The sequence below is a fragment of the Paenibacillus sp. FSL H7-0735 genome (assembly GCF_038008505.1).
Lineage (GTDB): Bacteria > Bacillota > Bacilli > Paenibacillales > Paenibacillaceae > Paenibacillus_AQ > Paenibacillus_AQ odorifer.
This window is the reverse complement of record NZ_JBBOZH010000001.1, coordinates 1,219,244-1,237,127: the sequence shown is the minus strand read 5'-3', so window position 1 is coordinate 1,237,127 and position 17,884 is coordinate 1,219,244. Positions and strand designations below refer to the sequence as shown.

The window sequence follows — 17,884 nt, the reverse complement described above, 5'->3', positions numbered from 1 at the left end:
TCACCGCCCCATATGCTTCTCCATATATTTTTTCAGCTTCCGCTCCATGATCCCTGGTAACTCTCTCTTAAGTTCCTGCTTGGATAGCGTCAGCATGAATTTACCGTTAACCCAACCGGTTCGCAGTCTGGTAACATGACCGTACTCCACATATAGGGCATATTCCACATTGTTGACAATCTCAACGTGTACACCGCCTCCTGGGAGCAGAACCACATCACCAATTTGCCAGCCACGGCGCAGATCACCGGATTTTACCGGAGTCCGTGCTATGGTCTTTGCCAACAGTCGCCCGGCCAGCTCCCGGATACAATCCTCCAAGAAATCCGGAAACTCCTTCTGCATCCGCTGTAGGTTCTTCTGCAGCTTCTTCACATCGCTGAAATCGAACTTACCGAGACCGCTCATGCGTTCTTTACTTCCCGCAGCTTGATCTCCTGATGGGTCGCATACCGGAACGGCTGCCCGGCCTGCTCTCCTTTGAACTCCATGCCGTTTTGTCGAACTGTAATTCGACTCCCCGGCTTGACAGTTACATCAGGAGAGATAAACAGCTTAGCATCATAATTGACCTGATCCGCTGTCACCGTTTGAGTTGCCGTAGGCAAGGAAGATTGAGAGAGTGCACACGGCTCAGCTTCCAGTACTTTAACCAGCTGCTGTTGCGTCTTTCGGGTTACAGGATCTTTAACATCCTGCATCTCATAGACTGTAGCTAGGCCTTCATAAGTGCTCTCAATAGCTGCTCGTTCCAGCTCTACATAGCCAAATCCCATGATTACCACCTCATCCTACGAAAAGCGATTAACTGAGCTTCATAGTTCCGGATAAATGCCGCTCCAGATCCTACAGTAACAATGGCTTTGGCTGATCCAAATGCCGTGGTCACATCACCGCGTTTGATACTCGTAACCGCTGGCGCAGCCAGTTCAAACTCTGTTGAATATTTTGCACGGTAATAGTCCTCCGCGATTTGTAACACCACAGTATCCAGTTCCCGCGGAATCGATGCGATGTTACAAAAGGTCTTAATGGCCTGAATGATGGATTCTAGCGCAAAGGTCAGTTGGAAATCCTTTGTTGTAGTCTCTATCGGAATCCCTAACAGCTGCTTGAGCTTAAAAAAATATTTAAGATGCTCCTCCATCGGCTTCACCTGCTTTCAGGATCATGGCAAGCACATCCTCACGCTTAGATGCTTCGCCCAGGTCAATACCATGCTCTTTTGCATGAGCCTTCAGCTCTGGCAGCTTCATTTCAGCAACCGATACCACTACGGGCGCTTCATCTTCTAGGAAGGCGACGTACTGTTCCAACCGGGGGAATTCCTTCTCGGCCACACTGAAGGACTCTCCCTGTTGGTAGAGCTGGCCATTATGCCGAATCGGAATCTCCTTGACTTCTACTTTCACGCTAATTCCTCCTTAAGGGCGGCGAACCGCCCAGTGATTAAATTACAGTCGCTTGGAACACATTATCGGCTTCCGGAAAGCTAGGTAGCGCTGTAGCGACCGCCTTAGTCCAGGTTGCTACAGGGTCCTTGCCTTCCTCATAAACCATGGCCAAAACCTGCCCTACTTTCGTGATATCGATCTGCGGATCACGCGCCAAGCGAATTTCCTCAGCGGTCGGTCCGTAAATCGTTTCACCCAGCGTATCGGCACCAAACAGAACGATCTTGTTCTGCGGGAAGTAGCGATATGTCGTGTAGGTACCGTCGGCATTTTGTCTACGATACTTGTTATCATTCACCGCAATGGTTGGCAGCTCATGTTGTGTCAGGAAGGCATTCAGATCGGCACGAGTCGGTACGCGCAGCGAATTGTTGCCATAAAGGGCGCCGATGATATTCTTATGCCGAAGCAGCGCACTAAGCAGTGTGGATGATGTCAGCGCACGAGCCGGCTTCTCGTCAAGTGCGTCTGCCCACCGTTCCAAGTCACCAATCGGATCGCTATCCGGATCACTCCAAAGAGATGTTCCTGACAGGATTTCTTTATGTTCATTCGGAACGTGATAATCAATAACTAGACTTAAGCCATTTTCATTGATAGGGATCGTACCATTGGCCAGAGCTGACATACGGAAACGTTCTACCTCTGCCCGGACGCCATTGACCAGTACGTCAATATCGTTGTAAACCCGGCTCATCAGATATTGCTGCTCTTGGGCTGTTCGAGGATTCTCCAGCGCAATGATATCCTTTTCTTTCATCTGCAGCTTACGCTTAATGAGCGCCAACTCCAGAGCTTCTTTGCTACCTTCACGGCTGCCGATTTCAGCTTCCGTGTCAAAGCCGTGTACACTAGCAGCGACAGGGAGACGACTTCCGCCCTTGATCATGTCAAATTCGAGAGATTCGCGTTTAACCTCGGGGAACAGAGTCTCACCAAGAAGAGCAGGATATTGCCGATTCTCCAAGTAATTTAGAATTTCCGGTTGTGTGAATAGTTCAAATACGCTCGGCATTGTCTTAACCTCCTATGGATTGCTTAAATTTAATTTTTGAATTTGCTGCCAGCGCTGTTTCAGCTTCAGCGATTGGAGCTACGGGCAAGCGCTCTTTCAGGATCCAAGCCTCGATAATAACTGAACCAGGTTGTGGTCCTTCTGTAACGTCGGTGTCAGTATAGGTGATACCGATCGCCGTGTTATCGTTAGCTGGATATACTGTGCCAGCGGGGACAACCTTACGTCCTTGTGCATTAGCCGTTACGCCCACATCGCTTATTTGATAGGTGTGAGCGATAACATGTGAGCTGGCCAAAAAATTAATTTCACTGACCGTTGTCTTACCTTTTACGTATGGCATTTGTTAATCTCCTCTCTGATTTAACCCCCATGGGTTATTTGCAGCAGCCGGCGCTTTACCAGCATCATTGGCCGCCTTGGCAAAGTCTGCGGCAACACTGGTCTCACCGCCGCCTTTGGACTGATCCTTACCATCAGGCGACTTGAAGCCCTTAAAGGTCGGTCCCTTGTTCTCCTGTTTTTCGGCAAACAAAAAGCCCTTGCTCTCGCGCAAGGCCTTCACTTGGTCGTCCAGCCCGCCTTTTACCGCGCCGTTATCGTCCAACTCGATCTTTGTTTTGTCCAAAAGTCCTGCAACGATATCCGGATCATGTGCCTCACCAGCCAGCGCCAGCTTGAGTGCCGTGGTCAGCTGCAGGTCCTTCACTTTGGCCTCATAATCCGTCTTGGCTGTCTTGTTCTCGTCTTGCAGCTTCGTGATCTGATCCTTCAACGCCTGGTTATCACCGGCAGCCTTCTTCACCTCTTCAAGTTGACCTGAGGCTTTGTCACGATCTTGTTCAGCCTGCTTCTTCGCGTCGTTGACTTCATCAAAGCGGGCTTTTGGTACAAACCCCTTCAATTCATCAGCAGAAGCGGTGGCGGCCTTATCAGCCAGATCATCCGGTAATCCCAGTGAAACAAATTGCTCTTTATTCATTAACGATTCCTCCGTTTCATCTTCGCTTGTTATCCCGGTCGCGTCCGGTGATGTCTTGTTCTTTAACGTCTGCAATACCAAAAAGACGGCAATATAAAAGCACCCTCGCATATTGGAGAGTGCTTCATATACCATATTTTTGTTTGATTAATACCCATTTCAATCCTTCTTCGCGACTCAATCGCCGCTCTTCAACCGAATTAGCATCAAGAACACCTATAGGATACTTCGGCAGCTTGTCCCGCTTCTGAAGATACTCAAATCTTACAGCGCTGATCTCGTCCACCAAAGCGTCAAATCGTTCGCCCAGCTTATCACACTGCGGGGCAAAAAGTTCAGCGATAGCCGCTCTATTCTCTTCTTCCGTTCGCAAGATCGTCACTCCCTTCCATATTGTAGACCCTCGATCAGCAATACCAGCTGCTCCATGGTCAAATGCTTGTCATCGTAACCATTCATCGCGTCTTCAATCGTAAGTCTACTGAGATACAGATCCTCTGCTCTATCTAGCAGTAGATTTATATCATTCTGGCTTAGTTCGATATCTCGGGATTTACTTAATATAAATAAATTCGCCTGATCAACCGCCCGCAGTTGTTTCAGTTCTTTTGAAAAGAACATGTGAACATCTTCTCGACTGAACGACCCGCCAGGATCCTCGCCGTTTGAAGGGTGATTATGGGTGACAATACTATCCTTGAGCTGTTCGGGCTTGAATTTTGTAATATTGACAGCTGCCTTATCTCCCTTAATGTGGAGCGCTTCGCCTTTTTCTGTGAGAATAACAGCATGTTCTTCTGGTGCGTTCCTAATAGCTTTCTCAGCATCCTTTACATAGTTGCGGACGATATCAGGTTTAGACAGATCAATATTACCTAGTTTACGCGGAATGTCTGGCTGCAGCTTCGGTAGATCCATCTTACTGAGATTAATCAGCGGTGGTGCAGTCTTTCCGGTTTCATCATACCATTTCTCTGGTTCCAGGGTATAGATGCTTTTCTCAGGAATTGTAATATCCTTTGTCGGCACACCCGGGATCTCAATAGTAGGTAATGGCGTTTCCGGCGCCTTCTTAGCCGGAGTCTCTACGATAACCGGTTCAGCGGCTTCCGGGGCGTATTTCTCAGCCCAGTCGTTGTAATTGATATCTTCCGGCACCTTGTATGTCTTGCCCTCATCATCCCGAGCCACCCGCTCTTTTATGTTATCGTCATAGTGCGGAATGGTTGTGGACCGACAGTATACATGCATAGGTGGAAAGTTAACACCTGGCTGAGCATCTGAGATATCAAATACTTTGCCGTCAAGGTCCCGACAGGTAATCGAAGTCCGCTTATCCAGTGTAGCAGTATAGCGGTATTGTTCTACCCCCAATTCCTTGAACCCGGCAAGACTGGCCTGACCAGCGAAGTAGGCCGATTCCGTCAGTATCAATCTCTCGGCGTTCTTGCGGGAGACTCCCAGCCGATCCTGTAGCTGCTGAACCATTTGTTTTGATGTATCCCCACGGATAAGCCCTTGAGTAAAGATGTTCCGTAGTTCTCCATTCAGCCGTACACGATCAGTCCATATCCGAGAACTGAAATTGCTGCCATCTGGAGCCCAAGGTGCAGATAGAATGGCTTCAAGCTGCCGCTTATCGATCTTAGCGAATGAGGCTCCAATACCGATACCCCTTTCAAGTTCAAAAATACTTCGATAGTAACCATCCTTGTAGACGTTACCTAATAGCTCTGTTGTGCCTGACAGACGCTTCGCTGACAATTGCTCTATTTGCTGTTTCATCTGCAATTGAATGGATTCTAAGCGGGTCACACGTACTCTTATGCTGGCATTCTCTAGTTCCTTCATCCATCGCTGATCGATGGCGTTCTCTTTGCCGCGGGCGATGTAATCCTCGACGCTCCACCTGAATTCCTTCAGCTCGCCTGCTTTGAGAACTTGCTTAGCAGCGGATAGGCTAACGATCCCGTTATTATCCGCGAACCGCTGATAGAAATTGTTAACGTCCGTCTGGATAGATATTTGAGCCTTGCGATATTCCTTATTCATTGCCTTTGTGAATGGTACTCCCTTATTAAGCAGAGATTCATTCAACTGCTCCATTCGCTTTGACCAGTAGGCTGCTGACTTCATTCGTCATCATCCTCTTCCGGCTTACCCTTGCTGGTACCTTCCGAATCTCCTGGTAGACCGTAATCATCCATTTTTTTCAGTTCAGCCTGCTCCTCGGCTTCGATCCGCGCCAGTTCCTCCTTGGTATTTGTCACCCATGGATGATTAGCCACGATGGTTTCCTTGGAGATAACACCCATACTATTACTCGCGTCGGTGATCGCCTCAGACTCGTTAATCGGCATATCTCGGTTGAAGATAAATGTCACTATCTCCTCAGAGTAATCGTTACCTTTTACAGCTGCCAGGTGGATGTCGATGAACCAAATCAGTTGCTTAAGCCCCGCTTGAAACTCGTTCTCGATATCATTACAATCCAGATCCAAGTCCTGATACAAAGAACGAAGGGCTACCCCAGAGGGAGCGCTGGAAAACTTGTCTGATTGGGTGTCTACCCCGCGCCCAAACTCAAATATGTCTTTGCGGGTCATCTCCATATGGTTTGAGTACGCCTCAGTATCCAGATCCAGGCTTATCGTATCTACACCCCCATCGCCGTCCACGAATGCCACGCGGAAGCGGGAAATGTTCTCGCGGAACTCGCCGCCACCCTGGCCGCTGTAGTTCTTGACCACGTAGATACTGTTCGGCAGGTCCTCCAGGTTGTTACTGTTGGCGGATTTTTGCTTGTCATAATCATCGACCTGCTTCTTGATCAACTCAATCAGCGGCTGCTCCTCAGAATTGTATTTGAAGCAGATAAAGGGTACCCGCTCCCAGTTCAGAGGCTTTTCTCCTGTACCCTCGACCACAGAAAGATGATTCCGCTTCTCCAGCTGCTTCAGCTTACCCGCTTCCTCTTCAAATATCTGAACGCCGTCCAGATCCCACCATTCGATTCGCTTGACCGTCTGCTTTTTCTTAGCCACATATCCCTCAATCTCATATACACGGATGAAGGCAGCCAATTCAGTATGTGCAGCATCCTTCCAGATCGGTAGGCACTCCTCTGGGTTCATTCTCATAAAGGTAAGTTCGCCCGTGTCCGTGTAATACGGATGAAGCCAGGCCTTGCCACAGTTAACAGCATCTTTGCCCGTATTCTTAAACAACATTTTAAAGTCATCGTTGAAGAATAGATCCAGCTCTGATTGATATTCTAGCTTTTTCGTCTTCGGTAGAAATGGCTTGGATAACAGATAGCCTATTTTCTGGTCCACCAGCTTCCTTACAAATCCGTGAGGAATACGGTTATCCGCCAGATTGTCAGCAGCCACCATCCGCCCTTCTGCATCTATCGTTTTTCGGCGTTGCTCCAGAATGTCATTCTTAATCCTGTAATATCGCTTGCCGATCAGCATCTGTTTCCGCTCATCGGATCGTTCCCAAGCACTAACCTCAGCTTGGATGATTTCCTCCAGCGTCATGGGCGCATTAGCATCCAAATTCTCAAGAATCTGCTGTAGGGTTTCCATGTCCTTTTACCTCCTTCCCTGTTATTTTTTGAACGATACACCCGAGCGATCCATATCACTTTCTAAGGCATAGCGGCATTGGTCGATACTGTGATTGTCCTTCTCCTCCAGCTTGGCGCGTGGATTGCCATCAGCGTCGGTTTGATAATCAATATCTTCGAACTCTTTGGCTGTATGCGGTGTCCGCTTCGAATCAATCACGATCTCTTTCAGATCATCCAGCCATTTCTCACCGTATTCCACGCTACCCGGTCCCTTCTTGGCTCCCCGAATGCGAATCCCGTAGGTTTTCATTTCATCGATGGATTTTGGCTCGGCGTTGTCCGCCGTTGTCACTACATCGTGATAATTCCGTGCGTTGATCCACTCGGCCAGCTCCCGGTTACTGATCTTCACCCCAAAGCGCTCATCCAGGGCGTACAGCCGGCGGCGCGTCTTATCATAATGCCAGCGGCCAAAGGACACCGGATCCACGCCGTAGCCCCAGTCAATGCCCTGCCGAATGTTGTCAAATGATTTGATCTCATCATCTGTAATTTCCCTGAACACCAAATTATCGAAAGGCACAACACCACTCCCAATCGCTTCTCCAAGATATTCCCACTTGTACCGCAACGACAGCCCGTCTTTGTCGATCTTCCCCTTGGACTTGGCTTCTTCGGCCTCCTCCAGAAAAGCCTTGGACAAATGCGGGTTATCCAGGTATGTGGAATGGTGAACATAGGTGTTAGCCTGCCTGAATTGGGACTCGTATTTCTTGTTGGTCCAATTCTGCTTGCGCTTCGGCGGGTTGTAGCTATAATAAAAGGCGTAAAAAAGACCATCCGGTAGCTCCGCGCGTAACACGGAGTTTTCGATGGTCGTAACCTCTTCTTCAGTTTTAAATTCTGCCAGCTCCTCAATCCACATGATCGCAATTGGAAATTTACTGACCTTGATGGATTTGAGCTTCAGCGGATCGTCCGCACCCCGGAAGATGATCTTATTCCCTCGAGGTAAGTAGATTAGCTGGAGCGGCGATTTAAGGACCCGCCAATAAGCTGAGACGCCAAGGATCTCGATAGCCTCTTTGAGTTGCTCAAACACCGATTCCTCCAGGGTTCGGGCAACTTTACGGATGACCAGCGCAGTTACCGGATACTTCATCACATCCTTGACGACCTTCAGCCCGATATGCGTTGACTTGGCAGATCCGCGACCACCCTTCAAGACATGCCTTAGATAACGGTGGGAATTGGACGCCTGCCAGAAGGACTTAAACTGTGGCGTGACAATCTCTGATAACTTAATCTGCTGCATTTGAGCCATCTCCAATATCATCCACAATCTGCACTGTGTCCTTTATGCCATTCTGCTTATCAAGTACTTGCTGTTGCAAGAGAGCGACCTTATCCTTCAACTCAGCCATCCGTAACCGTTGTTCTTCACTAACCTCTTCTGGAGGAGTTAAACGCAACGTGTCTTCATATTCCTTAATGGAGCGGGTCAAAGATGTCCATGCTACCGCCCAGGATTTCAGAGCAGTAGCGGAGCGGTCCCAAGCAAACTGGAATTCAAATTCCTCCTCAACCAGAACAGGGATCAGTTCCTTCTTCTCGCCGCGACCCTTGCTGTGAACCTCAAATTTCTGTTTTTTCAGTTCTTTGATCATTTCATCCTTGCCAGTGACATGCTGAACCTTTAGAGAGTGAATAATATTGGTAAACTGAATGCGAATACCTACCCATAGCATATCCAACGTAGAAAGCTCGGCTGTCGAATCGTAAATTTCCCGCGTTTCCTCATCATCTGGCAGAAACTTGCGGAATAAACCATGTGTCACAGCCTTGTCATTGCCTACAGGACCGCCGGGACCACCTTTATTCCCCACTGCATTGCGGTTCCCTCTCGGAGCGCCTGGGCGCGGCTCTGACAACTCGTCCCATCGGTCTATACTCTTCCATTTGCGGACCATACCAGCGCTGACACCCAGCTTCTCGGCTATTTCCCCCGGCTTCATTGTTCTTCCACTTTCAAACCACAAGGTCAGCGCCTTCTTGCGATCCGGGCTTCTTTCTCTTGCCATTAAATCATCACCCTCACCCCCGACAGAGTTTATACAGCGTTTATGCACGGACATATGTATAAAATCCGGCATTTTGTGCAGATGTACTTTTCTACAGCCACGCAGAAAACCCTGATATAACAGTGTTTTTTCCTCTATACTGCAACATGCATCTATACATCATTTATGCAAAAGCATGAAAAACCGCGCTACTACAAGGTTTTTAGGAAATTTCAGATTTCGATTATTTCCCAAAATTATTGCCTCGTAAAAGTGTTTATTCATCGTTTATGCATTGTATTCAGCGACTCTGCATAAATAATTGAGTTGGTTTTCTTAGAATGATTCTAAATTAGACATACATCTAATTTCTTTCCATTTTCCAAGCACCAAAAATCACCGATTTCTAGTTCCTTTTTCTCCTAATAATTGTAACTAGAGAGAAACATAACTCTAATTCTGTTGCACTCATGATTATTAAGGAATACTGATTTATCAATCTTTTCTTCTATTCCCTTTTTGAGTGCAACATTAGCCATATTGTGTATAACTCAAACGCCTAATTGCCTCGTCCATAGAGTCTTGAGTGATGCCTATATACCGTAAAGTAGTAGTTATATCCTCATGACCAAACATGTCCATTAGTAACGCTAGATTCATGGGATTGTCCTTGTACAAATGATAGCCCCAGGTCTTTCGTAGAGAATGGACACCGATGTCTGTAAGCCCAAATCGGGCTGCTACTCCACTGATCATTTTATAGGCGGTTATCCTATGGATCGGCTGTTTTGTGGCGCCTGTGGTCTTCTTTCGCTGTCTACTGGGGAACAAATAATCCTCGTCCTCCATTTCATCGACATAAAGCATTAGATCCCGGTAAATCTCCGGATGAATAATGAACTTTTTTCGTTTACGTTTCTTCTTTTTACGGTTTTTGGTCTTCTCAGCTACATAATTAATGTGTGCCTGATCCCTGACTGCTCCGGCCTTGAGCTGCAAGAGGTCAGAGACGCGCAGCCCACTGTGAATCCCCATTGAGAAGAAAATGTAATTTCGGAAGCTGGTCACCTTCAGATAATTTTGAATCTGAATTATGACGGCCATGTCTCGGATCGGTTGTACTTCATTCATACCACCACCTCACATGAATTAATTAATTTGTTTTCACATAAAAAAGCCACCTATTGGCAGCTCAGATTTAACTTTTCTATTTCAATAACTGGACGCCACTGAGATAACTCATCAGTCCACTTCATAAACCATTCTTTATCCCGCCAAGCTAAGGATGCTTCAATCAAAGTGGGGATATCATCCATCCAAATCACGATTTCTTCATGTGGCCATACATCTGCTTCTGGCACGTTTATGATACCAAAGTGGGCTGGGACAGTTGATTGTATCAGTTTATGATCCCCGTTATCTGCTAGTAGAAATCCCTTGTACTTCTGCCCTTTATATACTCCACAAACCCATTCTCCAGTGTTCATAATTCCGTCACCTCCCTATAGTCATTTTCGCCGAAACTATTTCCAAAATATACCGTATAGGTGTTTAGAAGGAGGTGAAAAGCCCTATGTCTTATCAAATTACACATATTCGTCTTTCCGTTGCTACTCCTACTTCTTCAGAACACATTAAAGAAGTAAAGCTTTCCAGCGGAGTCGTTGAAACTGTCGCTCAAGTTGTGAGTTATATCGATTCAAAATTTGAATATTATTACACAACTTCTGGCGGTTCCAAAGCAATCGTTGAAAGCGTTCATCCGAGTGGACGAGCAGCTTATATTCGTACTAAAGGCAACTCAACCACTAGTGACAACCTATTGAATCTTCCAAGATTCTAATCTCGCCGCAGTCCGTCTGATCCACGGGCTGCTTTTTTTGCCTAGAATAAATATGCCGCTGTTTAGCCAGATTTTAATAAAGAGCCTCATTTAGCGACCGATTCATACGTTGCTTCAAAAATATCCGGCTTGCACGGATAAATCTCACCCTTCACACCACGAATGATGTAATCCCCTGGTTTGGCTTCCATGATGCCTTCGAGCGTTTTAATGTACATAAGTCCATTTGCAAAACTGACCTGTCCCATTTTGATACGTTCGATAATCCACTGAGGATCTTCAGTCTGATCAGGACCGCCAGTCCATTTAAACGCATCAATAACCACGGGCTTTTTACGATATTTAGTCAATTTCATCATCCTCTCAACCTTGTATTTGAACGCAAAAAGAGCCGCTTTTCAGCGACCCTGGGTAAGGCAAATTTTCCTTGAACCTATTTTTTCTCATATTGATGTGCTGGGATTAAGTAAAAGTCCTCTACTTCGGTCACAGCCATCAAAGCACCATTGTCCTCATACTGTAAATAAAGAATATCCCTACCTTGTACAGTGACAACACCTACACCTGAAAGGGGAATCATCGGTATCTCCTTTTGCCTTTTAAGCCAGCTCAACTTCTTATCTAGTATAGGGTCCCTTCCAATCATAAGTTCCCTCCTTCGATGTGATATGACTTTATTCGACACCACAGGAGCATTCCCTTCTTGACGAATGGTCTTTGCAACTATCTCACTAAAATTACGAGATTTTCGCAACCGATATTCCATATACAGGAAGATCACTTTACAGATTCGCACTAATTAGGCAAATTGCTTTACACGCAAAATGTAAAGTGCTACGGATTCGGATTGTCCTTTATCGTTTTGCTCCAGCCACACTTGCAGGTGCGTTCAAATGAGTTCTCATCAATGTTGACCGTTCCTTCACCTGCTCCAATATTTCCATTTCCACACTTTGGGCACTCAGCATACTTCTTTGAAAGCCTTATCGCCTCTGTAAAGTTCATAGATCTTACCACCAAATTCATAAACGCTTGGAAATATGAAAAAGGTATGCCGCTCTAACGCCCGGAGGACATTGTCGGCATACCCTTTAATGATTCGATGTGGGTAAGGGCCTCTCTCCCTTACACGGGGCCAGCTACTGTCTGCATCGTCCGCGTCTTAATGCAAGCTCTCTGCAACGCAATCCCGACTCGCTCTAACGTCTGCGTCTCTCTTCCGCCACCACATCAGTTATAGGCTCCTGTAGCCGGGAGCGATACGGCTTCTTGCTAAATTACTACGCTATCAATATAACACGGAAAAAAGGTCACGTGGGGTTCATCTTAGGGTCACATTAAGGTCACATTCGGGTCATGAAAGGGTCAAAATTTAGTAACGTCATTATCGAAGAAGCAGAGCGTCCTTAGACTGTTGGCTATGGAGATAACACCTTCTTTAGCCTTTCGCTTAATGGTACTGTCACCTACTCCCCTTTTAAAGAACAAACATGTTTCCTTCATCGTATATCCTTGAAGGTAGCGATAATTTATCACCTGCTTTGTTTCATCATCTATAATGAGGCTGTGCGCTCGTAGGAGAGCGTTATGTCGGTATAGGTAGGCATTATAGTTCGAAAGCTGCTTTTCAGCCAAAACAACGGCGTTAGCTACCTTATCAGCATGCAATTCATCCTGATCTATTCTTCGTGCCGCCTCGCCGTCAATAGCCACCTGCTGCATATCCTCTGTGTGATTCTCGAAATCATCCATCAGAAGCCGCATCTTACGATAATCTTCCAAAAGGGTTTTGGTTCTCGCAATCTCCGTCTCTGACGCCACCGGGAACAATTCAACCATTTCCCATTCTGCCACTGCCATTCCCCTCATTCCCCTTTATATGGTAATATAGTGAGAGGAATATCCTTTATAGAAGACCCCTGCGTGCCCGCCAAGGATTGCAGGGGTTTCGTTATGTCTATTGTCCATAATTTTCGTACTGTTCAATACGCTTGCCCTGCATCCAATTCTCCATACTCCGCCATTAGGTCGTACTCATAGTGTTCGCAAATAGCTCGTATTCCTAGTGCGACATAATACTGCTTTTGCTCTGCTGTCCGGCATTCGTTCGCCTTTTCAATGCAGGTACATAATTGGTCAATAAACGAACGTTCCTTTGATTCAGCTTCTTCATTTGCGCTTGCTAGCTTTTCATACCTATCTGCTTTAGTCTTGATAACTTGGAAACTTTCATAATCGATCGTTACCGTGGCATCTTTCATTTCGTTTATCCTCCTGACTATATACGTCAATCCATTCCCCAAACTTTGTCTTTACCACATCGTAGACAATAGCTGTGCCAAACACCTCTCTTATTGACGATCTTATGTCCTAGCAATTTGCAGATGATTTTACGCATGAGAAACGTACACCTTCCTTCGCTATCCACTACGCTCATATCCTTTGGGAGAGGAGGGATACTCCTACTCCCCAGAATAATATATAGAATAATTCCTGTTGATTTTCCTGTTCATTGCTCTTTGTTACCAGGCTTACGATTGGCAAAAGCTATAAGTACATCGCCTGTTACGCAAAGAAATACTAATATCAAAAATCCAGTTACATATGGATGCTCCAAAGCAAATTGTGTCATACTCCTTCACCATCTTCCCACTCAGCCGCAATTGCGATGGTCATCATTACCACAATCATTACAATAGATCCGATCATAGATTAATACCATTACGTACCCGCCGACCTCGCCAGATTGTGGTATGGGTCACATTGGACACTTTCTTGCTTGTAGGTCGATGCTCAAGCACTTCTCCGAACTCAGTTAGCACCTTCAGGCGGTAATAACGTTTAGCTTGGAAGGTTAGCGCTGTATTGATCGTTTGAAGAGCCTGACTTAAATCTTTGTTAAAGCTTTTATTATGGCGCAGCATATCCACCAAGGGCTTTAGTTGCTCTACATCTTCCTTTGCAATACGTCGTTTACGGCGGTTCTCTGTGAATCTGTCAACTAGACCGCACCGTTCGGGATGATCGTCAGGCAAAAACTCAAAGAGGTGTTTTAAGTCGTCGCATTCATCATCCCGGTATTGGACTTCTGCCTCTGCTTGCTCAAAAGCACTGAATACTGAGGCTATCGTATCCGCAATTTGTTGATTGGCTGCTTTTGCTGTGATCCCCATCAGGCAGTACCTACTGCATGTCCGGCTGCTTCGAGTTGGATAAAATGTACCTGTGCCGTTTCGTCGAATTGAAGGGCGTAGCGCTGCCGTGAGGCCTTCTTACTGTCCAGCCACTTTCCTACACGCTTATTGTTGGTGGCCACAGCTCCAGTTTTACCGGTGGTCTTATTTAACTTGATACCCAGCTCAGCCTTCCGAAACACCAACCGCTTCAGTTCGGAATTGTATCCTACTTGGATATAATCGCCTACGGTAAGTTTCATCATCTCCGCCCCTGGACGGTTGATATTCATCCCTAACGAGTTCAGGCTAACGCTAGGAAGGTCGAAAGATATTTCTGTTGTAAACCATTCAATTTTGTCCAGTACGGAACGTACGTTGTATTTCTTCGCCTCATCAGCATTAAGCTTTCGTGTGTTCGCTTCACTTTTCATCATAAATTCCTCACTTTCTGGATTGGTCATATATTTTAAAAGCCGTGGTTTGATGCGTTCCAGTATTCGGCTTACTTCCACTTGCGACTTGCCGATAATTTCAGCGATTTCACTCTGTAATTTCCCCTCACTTCGAAGTAAAAGAACCTTTTGTTCTCTTGGCTTTAGGAACGACATAAATTCTTGAATCGAAATACCGGACAAATCATCTGTATCGCCCATCTGATCAAAACCAGTGATTTCAGACTCTCCATCTGAGTTCAATGGTTGATCCAAATAGATAACATTAGCGCTGCTCATGTAATCCAGTGTTGTAACTACCAATTCAGGCGAAATCTCCAGTGTTTCTGCAATTTCTTCAGGTGAACAGTCATACAACCCCTTCCACCTAATCTTCGAAGCAGTTTCTAACAACGCCCTTGGTGTTTTAACCATGCTCACTCTTTCCCTAAGGAAACGTAGGATCTCCCCCTGAATTGTAGGAACGGCAAAGGTAGAAAACCTTGTGACTTTCCCATCGAATGCCGTTGGGTCATATTTGTGGAACGCCTTAATCATTCCTATAACGCCCTCACTCACCAAATCCTCATAACTAATCGTCGGAGTGCACCGTTTTCTATACCGATTAGCTATGGAGTGAACCAGCTTCATGTTCTTCAGGATTACGTCGTCCTTGTACCCTAAGTAGGGGTTATACTCTATGGGACCACTCATAGCAGCCGGTAATTCAACTCAGGACCACCATTTAGCGTAACCCTATAGTCTTTACACATTTCAATGATCCGGCTGCCAGTGCCTTCGTCAATGTCCAGGATCTCTTGAACGCTTCTTTCAGAGCTGATCATGATAGGCAAATTCTCCAGGTAACGATAATTGATAATTCCAAAAAGCTGCTCGAGCTGGAACTCAGTCGGCTTACCGCGGCCTTTGAACATATCATCGATATAGAGGACTTCGCAGCGTTTCAGTCTATTAATCCGCTCTTCCATTTTGTCAAAGTTGTCTTTAATCTCGTTAAAGCCCTCAACCCATGGGAAGTAAACAACCTCTGTGCCCATTTCCAGAAGGCTATTCGCTACAGCCATCAGTAAGTGTGTCTTACCGCAGCCTGGACGACCCAAGAGAGCTATGCTGTTACGCCGTGTTTTTCTGATTTCTATGAACGCCATTACGTAGTCATAGGCTTTTTTGAATGCCTGCATGACTACTACAGGCCGCCCCTTTTGAACAAAATTCGCGAAAGTCTTCTGCTGGAATTCAGTGGTAATCTTGCTAGACGACATGAGCCGCTTTACCCGCTTTTTGAATACACAATCGCATTGCCGCGCGTAATCCTTCGTCTTGGTTGTTTTTCCGTCCACTTCCTCAAATTCCTGAATCAATATCCATTCTTCATCCTTACAAATCTCGCATTCATAGGTTTTCTGGATTAAACTCGAACCCGTCAAATGACTCGTTGTCGTCAAGGTAGGCAAATTCGCTCTCTTTTTCTTTATTTCCTCTAGCTTGGCCGCCATGATATCGCCCAGACTCTCCATTGTCGATTCCTCCCTGCTGATAATCTTTATATGTTCCGGCGTTCAAGTAGGATGTAGGCATTTTTGCAAATGACCCGTCCTTACCAATCGCATTAGTGTCTTTCGCGTAAAACTTCGTGCATCGAATCAGTTCCTCACGTTCTGAGGCTCTAACCTTCTTCTTCCAGGTTTCAAACGCTTTGGCTTTATCTCTACGCCTTGCCTTGGGGAACACATCCCAAAAGCGTTCAAAATCAGCGTGAAATCCATCGCCGTGTGATTCTGCCGTAGGCGGATCACCACATATGTTTTTATTAATTTTATTTCCTTTACTTTCCTTTACTTTCCTTTGTGTACCTTTCTCAGGGGAAAACCCTTGTTGTTCGTCGTTTTCCCCTGAGAGAATACCGCCAATTGGGTTATTTTCTTCTTGGATAACCTCTTTTTCATCACTCGAAGACTTCTTTTTTCGCCACTTACTTCGCATGCTTTCCACTTCATTGTGTCGTTTCTTCACACCTGAACTTGTTATGCACTGGCGCGTTTCGTATATCACTTGGTCAAATAAACCAATTTCAAATGCTGCATCGAGCATGGGACTAAATTTGTCCTGATCTATTCCGAGTTTCTTAATTAGGGCAGTTCGAACCGTAAAGCTGGAAACATCTAGTTCACCTTTTCCGCTTCGATAAATACGTTCCAGAAGGATAAAATAGAAGGCGTAGCCGTCATTACCAAATAAGGCGCGCATGGCCTCTATTTTCTCGTCATTCACTGCATCTGTGTCATGAGGGAAGTACTCCATGCCCTCCTTCTTTGGTCGTGCCATGCTTCCACCTACTTAGGTTCTGATAGATTTGATACTTCTCCAAACACAGCCCGCAAAAAAATCCGCTTGTGCTTCTTTACCTTCAAGAACACGATAGATTAACTGTGAAAATACATTCGTCACAGCAGCTGGGGCAATGAACTCATGAAGTACGCGAAGCTTTTCAATAAAGGAGTCAAAGTCAGTGTCAAAAATTGACCAATCAAATTCCAAATGATGATAAAGCCCCTCAAAATTTGAATTTGGTTGACGTCCTCCCCATAGGTCTTGAATTACTGGGCGAATATCAATTGGAGTTTTCGACATAGCGTGCCTCCCGATCCCAGCCAAAATAAACGTTTTGCTGTGGATTCACATAGAACTCAGCTGATGCTCCTGGCTGGCTTGTCACGGTTGTCCAAATGTAAGGAGAAAGTTCGCCTGTCTCACTTCGAATCAAATCGTAGCCAACTTCCAGTGTCTCTCCATAACGTACATACTCTTCCCAAATTACTGCTCGTGCTACAGGCAACAGGAGATTCCAGACACGTTCCCGATTTTCTAGGTCACGGCGGTTCACTTCTTCTTGTAGAGATGCCAGGAGTGCACTCACACCTCCAAAGCGGAGCACGTCACGAAAGGTAGACTTAAGCCAATTTACAGATGTAATAGGCTGGTTGTGAAAATGAGAAGTGGTGTTCATACGCCTTCACCATCCTTAGTAGCACGCTCAGCTGTCGCGAATTCCGCATACTGATATTCAAGGCTGCAAGCCTCGATGAATCGACTCTGCAAGGACGATACATGACAGAGGTGGGCAAACATATCATTTTTGTTGTTCTGAAGATCTCTGAGTTTTGATTCTGCTATATCCAGATCGGTACGAAGTACCCGTATTTGTTGTTCTAAAATGAATTCATAGGATTTTACACGGCGTTCTTGGCGACGTTTTTCAGTGGATGGCAGACTAAAAAACAGTTTTCGAATGAATTTAATCATGAATACACGCTCCTAGTTTATGGGA

The 17,884-nt window shown here is 45.9% G+C and carries 27 protein-coding genes; 1 reads left to right on the top strand and 26 read right to left on the bottom strand.

All coding sequences use genetic code 11. The features are described from left to right. The 14 genes from NSS82_RS05440 to NSS82_RS05375 form a co-directional block, all read right to left on the bottom strand. Nucleotides 1-408: an HK97 gp10 family phage protein gene (locus NSS82_RS05440; protein WP_340960680.1), complete on the bottom strand. Its 408-nt coding sequence runs from the start codon at nucleotides 406-408 to the stop codon at nucleotides 1-3. Then, complete coding sequence (locus NSS82_RS05435; protein ID WP_340960681.1) at nucleotides 405-776, bottom strand: ABC transporter ATP-binding protein; 372 nt, start codon at nucleotides 774-776, stop codon at nucleotides 405-407. The genes NSS82_RS05440 and NSS82_RS05435 overlap by 4 nt, the downstream gene beginning before the upstream one ends. A 2-nt stretch (nucleotides 777-778) precedes the next feature. Next, nucleotides 779-1,147 (bottom strand): hypothetical protein, encoded by a 369-nt coding sequence (locus NSS82_RS05430; protein WP_076273922.1) that lies wholly within the window; start codon nucleotides 1,145-1,147, stop codon nucleotides 779-781. Beyond that, nucleotides 1,131-1,412, bottom strand: coding sequence for a hypothetical protein (locus NSS82_RS05425; protein WP_076273923.1), 282 nt, complete (start codon nucleotides 1,410-1,412; stop codon nucleotides 1,131-1,133). The genes NSS82_RS05430 and NSS82_RS05425 overlap by 17 nt, the downstream gene beginning before the upstream one ends. Nucleotides 1,413-1,449: 37 nt before the next feature. Next, entirely contained in the window at nucleotides 1,450-2,469 is a 1,020-nt protein-coding gene (locus tag NSS82_RS05420; RefSeq protein ID WP_340960682.1) for a major capsid protein, read from the bottom strand. A 4-nt stretch (nucleotides 2,470-2,473) separates the two neighbouring features. Continuing rightward, entirely contained in the window at nucleotides 2,474-2,812 is a 339-nt protein-coding gene (locus NSS82_RS05415) for a hypothetical protein (RefSeq protein ID WP_076273929.1), read from the bottom strand. Nucleotides 2,813-2,815: 3 nt separating this feature from the next. Beyond that, nucleotides 2,816-3,586: a phage scaffolding protein gene (locus NSS82_RS05410; protein ID WP_341109717.1), complete on the bottom strand. Its 771-nt coding sequence runs from the start codon at nucleotides 3,584-3,586 to the stop codon at nucleotides 2,816-2,818. Then, nucleotides 3,576-3,833 (bottom strand): hypothetical protein, encoded by a 258-nt coding sequence (locus NSS82_RS05405; RefSeq protein ID WP_340960685.1) that lies wholly within the window; start codon nucleotides 3,831-3,833, stop codon nucleotides 3,576-3,578. Before NSS82_RS05405 ends, NSS82_RS05410 begins: the two co-directional genes overlap by 11 nt. After that, nucleotides 3,830-5,587: a minor capsid protein gene (locus NSS82_RS05400; protein WP_340960687.1), complete on the bottom strand. Its 1,758-nt coding sequence runs from the start codon at nucleotides 5,585-5,587 to the stop codon at nucleotides 3,830-3,832. Before NSS82_RS05400 ends, NSS82_RS05405 begins: the two co-directional genes overlap by 4 nt. After that, nucleotides 5,584-7,041: a phage portal protein gene (locus NSS82_RS05395; RefSeq protein ID WP_340960688.1), complete on the bottom strand. Its 1,458-nt coding sequence runs from the start codon at nucleotides 7,039-7,041 to the stop codon at nucleotides 5,584-5,586. The genes NSS82_RS05400 and NSS82_RS05395 overlap by 4 nt, the downstream gene beginning before the upstream one ends. Nucleotides 7,042-7,062: 21 nt before the next feature. Then, nucleotides 7,063-8,340: a PBSX family phage terminase large subunit gene (locus NSS82_RS05390; RefSeq protein WP_341109716.1), complete on the bottom strand. Its 1,278-nt coding sequence runs from the start codon at nucleotides 8,338-8,340 to the stop codon at nucleotides 7,063-7,065. Continuing rightward, entirely contained in the window at nucleotides 8,327-9,106 is a 780-nt protein-coding gene (terS, locus tag NSS82_RS05385) for a phage terminase small subunit (protein WP_076274078.1), read from the bottom strand. Before terS ends, NSS82_RS05390 begins: the two co-directional genes overlap by 14 nt. Nucleotides 9,107-9,616: 510 nt before the next feature. Then, nucleotides 9,617-10,216 (bottom strand): tyrosine-type recombinase/integrase, encoded by a 600-nt coding sequence (locus tag NSS82_RS05380; RefSeq protein WP_076274077.1) that lies wholly within the window; start codon nucleotides 10,214-10,216, stop codon nucleotides 9,617-9,619. Nucleotides 10,217-10,266: 50 nt separating this feature from the next. Continuing rightward, nucleotides 10,267-10,572: a hypothetical protein gene (locus NSS82_RS05375; protein ID WP_076274076.1), complete on the bottom strand. Its 306-nt coding sequence runs from the start codon at nucleotides 10,570-10,572 to the stop codon at nucleotides 10,267-10,269. A gap of 86 nt (nucleotides 10,573-10,658) precedes the next feature. Between NSS82_RS05375 and NSS82_RS05370 the strand changes: the two genes are divergently transcribed. Further along, the gene (locus NSS82_RS05370) at nucleotides 10,659-10,928 is read left to right on the top strand and encodes a DUF3892 domain-containing protein (RefSeq protein ID WP_076274075.1); all 270 of its coding nucleotides are present in this window, start codon (nucleotides 10,659-10,661) and stop codon (nucleotides 10,926-10,928) included. An 86-nt stretch (nucleotides 10,929-11,014) separates the two neighbouring features. Here NSS82_RS05370 and NSS82_RS05365 read toward each other — a convergent pair whose 3' ends face one another. From NSS82_RS05365 to NSS82_RS05310, 12 genes are all read right to left on the bottom strand, one after another. Further along, nucleotides 11,015-11,278 (bottom strand): PGDYG domain-containing protein, encoded by a 264-nt coding sequence (locus NSS82_RS05365; protein WP_218641973.1) that lies wholly within the window; start codon nucleotides 11,276-11,278, stop codon nucleotides 11,015-11,017. A gap of 83 nt (nucleotides 11,279-11,361) precedes the next feature. Then, nucleotides 11,362-11,574 (bottom strand): hypothetical protein, encoded by a 213-nt coding sequence (locus NSS82_RS05360; protein WP_076274073.1) that lies wholly within the window; start codon nucleotides 11,572-11,574, stop codon nucleotides 11,362-11,364. A 188-nt stretch (nucleotides 11,575-11,762) separates the two neighbouring features. Then, entirely contained in the window at nucleotides 11,763-11,933 is a 171-nt protein-coding gene (locus NSS82_RS05355; protein WP_076274072.1) for a DUF3797 domain-containing protein, read from the bottom strand. Nucleotides 11,934-12,293: 360 nt separating this feature from the next. After that, nucleotides 12,294-12,788, bottom strand: coding sequence for a hypothetical protein (locus NSS82_RS05350; RefSeq protein ID WP_076274071.1), 495 nt, complete (start codon nucleotides 12,786-12,788; stop codon nucleotides 12,294-12,296). Between the two features lie 122 nt (nucleotides 12,789-12,910). Next, entirely contained in the window at nucleotides 12,911-13,189 is a 279-nt protein-coding gene (locus NSS82_RS05345) for a hypothetical protein (RefSeq protein WP_076274070.1), read from the bottom strand. 444 nt (nucleotides 13,190-13,633) lie between these two features. After that, the gene (locus NSS82_RS05340; RefSeq protein WP_076274069.1) at nucleotides 13,634-14,101 is read right to left on the bottom strand and encodes a hypothetical protein; all 468 of its coding nucleotides are present in this window, start codon (nucleotides 14,099-14,101) and stop codon (nucleotides 13,634-13,636) included. After that, on the bottom strand, nucleotides 14,101-15,249 hold the full coding sequence (locus NSS82_RS05335) for a sigma-70 family RNA polymerase sigma factor (RefSeq protein WP_076274068.1): 1,149 nt from the start codon (nucleotides 15,247-15,249) through the stop codon (nucleotides 14,101-14,103). The genes NSS82_RS05340 and NSS82_RS05335 overlap by 1 nt, the downstream gene beginning before the upstream one ends. Further along, a complete protein-coding gene (locus NSS82_RS05330; RefSeq protein ID WP_341109715.1) occupies nucleotides 15,246-16,001 on the bottom strand; it encodes a DnaA ATPase domain-containing protein in 756 nt (251 codons plus the stop codon). The genes NSS82_RS05335 and NSS82_RS05330 overlap by 4 nt, the downstream gene beginning before the upstream one ends. After that, nucleotides 15,949-16,881 carry a DUF4373 domain-containing protein gene (locus NSS82_RS05325; RefSeq protein ID WP_340960694.1) on the bottom strand — a complete coding sequence of 311 codons (933 nt, stop codon included), beginning with the start codon at nucleotides 16,879-16,881 and terminating at the stop codon, nucleotides 15,949-15,951. Before NSS82_RS05325 ends, NSS82_RS05330 begins: the two co-directional genes overlap by 53 nt. Nucleotides 16,882-16,893: 12 nt before the next feature. Then, on the bottom strand, nucleotides 16,894-17,187 hold the full coding sequence (locus NSS82_RS05320) for a hypothetical protein (RefSeq protein WP_076274065.1): 294 nt from the start codon (nucleotides 17,185-17,187) through the stop codon (nucleotides 16,894-16,896). Then, entirely contained in the window at nucleotides 17,168-17,563 is a 396-nt protein-coding gene (locus NSS82_RS05315; protein ID WP_076274064.1) for a hypothetical protein, read from the bottom strand. The genes NSS82_RS05320 and NSS82_RS05315 overlap by 20 nt, the downstream gene beginning before the upstream one ends. After that, complete coding sequence (locus NSS82_RS05310) at nucleotides 17,560-17,859, bottom strand: hypothetical protein (protein WP_076274063.1); 300 nt, start codon at nucleotides 17,857-17,859, stop codon at nucleotides 17,560-17,562. Before NSS82_RS05310 ends, NSS82_RS05315 begins: the two co-directional genes overlap by 4 nt. Nucleotides 17,860-17,884 lie beyond the last annotated feature (25 nt).